Origin of the sequence: Bacillus cereus group sp. N6, from assembly GCF_016483705.1 — a bacterium.
In the GTDB taxonomy this organism is placed as follows: Bacteria; Bacillota; Bacilli; order Bacillales; family Bacillaceae_G; genus Bacillus_A; species Bacillus_A wiedmannii.
On the sequence record NZ_JAEHBI010000110.1, the window covers coordinates 1 to 4,293 of the forward strand.

Consider the following 4,293-nt stretch of genomic DNA (forward strand, 5'->3'; position numbering starts at 1 on the left):
CTCAGTATTTACAAATGAGAGGCATATGAAACTAGTAAAATTAAAAAAGCTTCCGTGAGGAAGCTGAGTAGTTACTATCGATTTAAATACATACACAGTTCATACAAATAAAGAAGAAATCAGCTTAACCGGAAAAGAACTGGAACTGTTGAAATTCTTTACTTCAAACCCAGGACAAGTATTTACAAAAACACAGCTCTTTCGAAATGTATGGGACGATAATTATATAGAAGACGATAATACCGTTATGGTACATATTCGAAAACTTAGAAAGAAAATAGAAATCAATCCTTCTAATCCAAAATTCATTCAAACTGTATGGGGAATTGGTTATAAGTTTGTAGGTGAAAAACTTGAAGACTGATAAAACCCTATTCCTTATTTCATTACAACTTATCATTTGCGGGCTTTTAAATATACAAATGGGCCCAAAAGGAAAGATGTCTTTATTTATTACCCTTATTTTAATTACAATGTATCTCTTCTTTTCAAGAATACAATTCATTCAACATCGCAAATCAGTGGACACAAAATTAGGTCGTGTACTAAAAGGAAATTTACAAACGAGATTATTCACAAGCAATGACCCCTCATTACATAGTATCGTTTTTTCAATAAACGAACTAATAGCTGAATTAGAAAAGGTTCGGATCGAAGCAAAAAGATCCGAGGAATCTAGAAAACAACTTTTGTCTAGTATCTCGCACGATATCCGAACACCACTCACCTCTATTATTGGATATATCGACGCTTTAAAAGATGGGGTTGCTGTTTCTGAAATAGAAAAGAAAGAATATCTTAAAATACTTTATATGAAATCAAATAACTTAAAACATCTAGTTAATGAAATATTCAATATGGCAAAGCTAGACGCCAATGAATTTCCACTAAAAGAAGAGGAACTCGACTTTTCTGAAGTTACTAGAGAAGTTTTGATTGAATTTTTACCTGAACTCTCAAAACATAATCTCGAACTACAGGTTCTCATACCAGAATCTACTTGCCCTATCATTGCAGACCACCTTAGCCTTATGCGAATTATGAGTAATTTGATAAAAAATGCCATTTATTACGGAAAAGATGGGAAAACATTAGGGATCGAACTACTAGAAACTGATACAGACTATGAACTTCTTATTTGGGATAAAGGCCCTGGTATTCCAAAACATGATTTACAAAACGTATTTGAACGAATGTACCGAAGCGAACAATCGAGAAACTCTTCTTCTGGTGGTAGCGGTCTCGGGCTTTCAATTTCTAAAGCACTCGTTGAGAGAAATGGTGGGCATATATGGGTTGAAAGTACTCCATGGAAACGAACTACTTTTGGCTTTTCAATTCCAAAATACATTTCTTTTAAGAAATAGTTAAGAAATGATTAATATGCAGTTAAGCCTTCCTTCTTATCATGTAATTAAGAACTTATAGAAAGTAGGTGTTTCCTATAAATACAATTATAAAAACGACTAACCTTACTAAAGTGTATGGCACACAAAAATCAGTAGATAATCTAAATATTAATGTTCAACAAGGCGAGATTTATGGATTCATAGGACGAAACGGTGCGGGCAAAACAACAACCATTCGTATGCTACTCAGTCTTATAAAACCTACAAGTGGAAATATTGAAATATTCGGAGAGGACTTATTTCAAAATCAAAAAGATATTTTAAGAAGAATTGGTTCTATCGTTGAGGTTCCAGGGTTTTATGAAAACTTAACTGCAAAAGAAAACTTATTAATTAATACAAAGATAATTGGGATTCACCAAAAGAATGCTATTGAAGAAGCATTAGAAATAGTAGGATTGCAGCATGAAACAAAAAAATTAGTTGGGAAGTATTCTTTAGGAATGAAGCAGCGCCTAGGTATTGCACGTGCCCTTCTCCATTATCCCGAATTACTCATACTAGATGAACCAACTAACGGGCTCGATCCTATTGGTATTAAAGAAATGCGAAAACTTATTAAATCTTTAGCTCAGGAAAGAAATATAACGATACTTATTTCCAGTCACATATTAGCTGAGGTAGAACAATTAGTTGATCGTATGGGAATTATTCATGAAGGAAGGTTACTAGAAGAAGTTTCTCTTAATACGCTACGTAAAGCAAACCGTAAGTACATAGAATTTCAAGTGAATAATGAAAACAAAGCCGCAATGCTATTAGAAAATCAGTTTCAAATCTTTGATTATGAAGTACATGATGAAGGGAATATTCGTATTTATTCTCATTTTGGACAACAAGGATACATCAACAGAACATTCGTTCTAAATGGTGTAGAAGTATTAAAAATGATGATAAGTGAAGATAGATTAGAAGATTATTTCACTAAATTAGTTGGAGGTGGAACAATTGGTTAATCTACTCTATACAGAACTACTAAAACTAAAACGCTCTAATATGTTTTTAATTAGCATTATTGGGGCTGGTGTCGCACCTTTCTTAGTCGTAGTAGCTTCTTATATACATATAAAAACCAAACAGCCCACTCCGACTATTTGGTTCCATCAATTATTTACTGATGTTAACTTATATACTACTTTAGTGATAGGATTCCCCTTATATGGAGTAGTAATTGCTTATCTGTTTACCCGTGAATATGCAGAAGACACACTAAAGAATTTACTAACTATCCCCGTATCGCGTATTAGCTTTATTATAAGTAAGTTCATCACTCTTTTTCTTTGGATCATGATGCTAACTTTAGTCGCTTGGGCACTTACTTTAATATTAGGGCTATTGGGGAACTTCCCTGATTTTAACACTGCTTTATTTTTAGGTTCTTTTCTAAAATTTTTAATCTGTGGTGGACTTCTCTTTCTATTGTCTTCACCTATTGTGCTACTAACTCTTGTAATGAAGAGCTATGTACCACCTATTATATTAACAGTCATTATTACAATGACTAATCTTATGCTCGTAAACTCCAAACATAAAGATTTATTTCCGTGGACCGCTACTCTTGATATCGCAAATAATGAATTACAACCCACATATCCACCGGAATATTCTTATATCATCATTGCAGCAACAGCGGTTTCAGGATTTTTTGCAACACTATTCTATTTCAAAAGAGTAGACATTCATTAACTTATAGGAGTGAAACGATGAGCGATATCATTATTGCCTTCATACTCGGTATCGTAGAGGGGTTAGCCGAATTTTTACCTATCTCTTCTACTGGTCACCTTATATTAGTCGGGCATTTATTAGATTTTGAAGGAGAAAGAGCGAAAACGTTTGAAATTGTTATACAGCTAGGGGCAATTTTAGCTATTGCAATTTTATATCATAAACGCCTCGTTTCTTTATGTAATATTAAACCTCTTCTGCGGAAAGAGAAGAAATTCAACGCATTCCACGTATTTCTTGGCGTATTTCCAGCAGTAGTTGCTGGTTTACTACTACATGGTGTTATTAAAACTTACTTATTTCAGCCCTATACTGTCGTAATTGGACTTGTAGCAGGGGCAATTCTTATGCTCTTTGCAGAAGTAAAGAAGAAAGAGGCAACCTCCTATTCACTGGATGATTTAACATACCGGCAAGCATTAACAATTGGATTATTTCAATGCTTAGCAGTATACCCCGGCTTCTCTAGAGCTGGCTCTACTATTTCTGGAGGTCTATTAGCAAAAGTAAATTATAAAACTGCATCTGAGTTCTCTTTTCTCATTGCTCTTCCTGTAATGGTAGGCGCTACAGGCTTAGACTTGTTAAAAAGCTGGAAGTATTTAAGTGTCAATGATATCCCTATGTTTGTGGTAGGATTCATTACCTCTTTTATAGTAGCAATGTTAGCAGTAGTAACATTCCTAAAGCTTTTAGAAAAGATAGGCTTAAAACCTTTCGCATACTATCGTATTTTGTTAGCTATCTTATTTACGCTTTTCGTATTGCTATAAATTCATATAAGTCACAGATAAAAAACCGATATTCAAGTTAGAATATCGGTTTTTTATCCATTTCACATCAAGTACTACCTACTCCAATATGGCATAGCGGGAGTAAATCATCATTAATAATCCAAATGTTCTTCAAGCAATTTTAATCTTTACCGTACGACACAGCTCAAAAATTAAACACCCCTTGGACAGAGAACGAATGTGTATACAAACTATATCCATTCCGCATATATCATATTTCTTAATTCTCAATACACCGATACAAGTTCTAAATGTGTACAAAATGCTCATGCTTTATTAAACACGAAAAAACACAAGTCAAAAGACTTGTGTTTTTAGTTGCTTGGCGACGTCCTACTCTCACAGGGACAAGGTCCCAACTA

At 33.9% G+C, this 4,293-nt stretch carries 4 protein-coding genes and 1 pseudogene; all 5 read left to right on the forward strand.

What is annotated here, in order from left to right; all coding sequences use genetic code 11:
- Nucleotides 1-70: 70 nt before the first annotated feature.
- Nucleotides 71-364: pseudogene (locus tag JDS99_RS29860) on the forward strand (winged helix-turn-helix domain-containing protein); the annotation flags it as partial.
- Nucleotides 354-1,367: a sensor histidine kinase gene (locus JDS99_RS29865; RefSeq protein ID WP_000845343.1), complete on the forward strand. Its 1,014-nt coding sequence runs from the start codon at nucleotides 354-356 to the stop codon at nucleotides 1,365-1,367. The pseudogene JDS99_RS29860 and the gene JDS99_RS29865, both read left to right, overlap by 11 nt.
- 68 nt (nucleotides 1,368-1,435) lie before the next feature.
- Entirely contained in the window at nucleotides 1,436-2,365 is a 930-nt protein-coding gene (locus JDS99_RS29870; protein WP_106383644.1) for an ABC transporter ATP-binding protein, read from the forward strand.
- A complete protein-coding gene (locus JDS99_RS29875) occupies nucleotides 2,358-3,095 on the forward strand; it encodes an ABC transporter permease (RefSeq protein WP_199696367.1) in 738 nt (245 codons plus the stop codon). Before JDS99_RS29870 ends, JDS99_RS29875 begins: the two co-directional genes overlap by 8 nt.
- A gap of 17 nt (nucleotides 3,096-3,112) precedes the next feature.
- Entirely contained in the window at nucleotides 3,113-3,910 is a 798-nt protein-coding gene (gene uppP / locus JDS99_RS29880; RefSeq protein WP_001279953.1) for an undecaprenyl-diphosphate phosphatase UppP, read from the forward strand.
- Nucleotides 3,911-4,293 lie beyond the last annotated feature (383 nt).

What these genes read in the sequence shown, in the direction of transcription:
- uppP (WP_001279953.1), top strand. Translation starts at nt 3,113, where the DNA reads ATGAGCGATATCATTATTGCCTTCATACTCGGTATCGTAGAGGGGTTA.